General features: G+C 70.4%; 1 protein-coding gene. It reads right to left on the bottom strand.

What is annotated here, in order from left to right:
- A partial coding sequence (cphA, locus tag ACEN88_RS30670; RefSeq protein WP_413345801.1) for a cyanophycin synthetase occupies positions 1-1,838 on the bottom strand: 1,838 nt, incomplete at both ends.

Below are 1,838 nucleotides of genomic sequence, written 5' to 3' on the forward strand. Positions count from 1 at the left end.
CCGCCGCGACGACGCCGACGAGGCGGCCCGGCGTCAGCGCGCGCGCCGTCTCGGCCAATGCGGCATAGGCGGCCGTGTTGTGGGCGTAGTCGAAGATGACGGTGACGCCGTCGACGTCGAACACGTTCGAGCGCAGCGGGTTGTGCTTCCAGTCGGAGAGGAACGTGCGCAGGCCGGCCGCGATCTCGATGTTGCCGAAGCCCGTCGCGCTGAGCGCGGCGGCGGCGGCCAGCGCGTTGGCGATGTTGTAGCGCGCCGCGCCCTTCATCGTGCAGGGCATCGTGCGCACGTCCAGCAGCGCGTCGTGGCGCGTGCCGGTCGCCAGCACGATCATGTTGTCTTCCAGGTAGACGCCGCGGCCGCCGTTTTCCAGGTGGCGCAGCAGGACAGGGTTGTCCGCGTCGAGCGCGAAGTACAGGATTTCCACGCCATGCGCCAGCTCGGACGACATCGCGACGCAATGGTCGTCCTCCGCGTTCAGCACGACGGCGCGGCGCGCGCGCTCGGCAATCACGAATTTCACGCGCGCGAGTTCCTCGACCGTGTCGATGCCGTCCAGGCCCAGGTGGTCGGCCGACACGTTCAGCACGACGGCGACGTCGCAGCGGTCGAACGCGAGGCCGCGTTTCAGGATGCCGCCGCGCGCCGTCTCCAGCACGGCGAAGTCGACGTCCGGCGAGGCAAGGACGGTGCGCGCCGAACGGTAGCCCGTGCAATCCCCTTTCACGATCCGTTCGCCGTCGATGTACACGCCTTCCGTCGTCGTCACGCCCGTGCGCAGGCCCGCGAGGCGCGTCGCGTGCGCGATCATGAGGCTCGTCGTCGTCTTGCCGTTCGTGCCCGTCACGGCGACGACGGGAATACGGCCGTCGTCCGCGCCGAACAGCGCATCGACGATGGCGGCGCCCGCGTCGCGCGGCGTGCCGCGGCTCGGGTACTGGTGCATGCGGATGCCCGGCGCCGCATTGACTTCGATGATGCCGCCTTTCTGTTCGCGCAGCGGGCGCGCGATGTCCTGGCAGACGATGTCGATGCCGGCCACGTCCAGGCCGATGGTGCGCGCGGCGCGGATGCAGATGTCACGGGTTTCTTCCGGCAGCAGGTCCGTCACGTCCTCGGCAGTGCCGCCGGTGGACAGGTTGGCGTTGCCGCGCAGGTCGACCACGCTGCCTTCCGCGGGGACCGAGTCCAGGTCATGACCCTGGCGCGCCAGCACCTGCAGCGCGAGGTCGTCCAGCGGGATCGTCGTGAGGATGTTCGTGTGGCCGTCGCCGCGCGCGGGGTTGCGGTTTTCGATCTCGACCAGTTCGCGCACCGTCGACACGCCGTCCCCGGTCACGTGCGGCGGCCGGCGCCATGACGCGGCGGCCACCTTGTGGCCCGTGACGAGCACGCGGTAGTCGCGGCCGTGCAGGAATTCCTCGACGATGACGTGGCGCCCGTACTTGCGGGCGAATTCGAACGCGCGCGCGATCTCGTCCTGGGTCGCGCAGTTGACCGTCACGCCCTTGCCCTGGTTCGCGTCCAGCGGCTTCACCGTCACCGGACCCTTGATGCGGCGCGCCTCGCGCAGTGCCTGTTCGAGCGTGGTGACCGTGGAACCAGCCGGCACGGGCACGCCGGCCTGGTCGAGCAGCGTCTTCGTCAGCTGCTTGTCGCTGGCGATGCCGACGGCCACGTGGTTCGTCGCGCCCGTGATCGTCGCCTGCAGGCGCTTCTGGCGGCTGCCCCAGCCCAGCTGGAACAGATTCGCTTCCTCGATCAGGCGCAGGCTCGGGATGCCGCGCCGGTGCGCGGCCGCCAGCACGGCCGCGGTGCTCGTGCCGATGGCGTGGCGG

Source organism: Massilia sp. CT11-108 (assembly GCF_047302915.1).
GTDB classification, from domain to species: Bacteria; Pseudomonadota; Gammaproteobacteria; order Burkholderiales; family Burkholderiaceae_D; genus Telluria; species Telluria orientalis.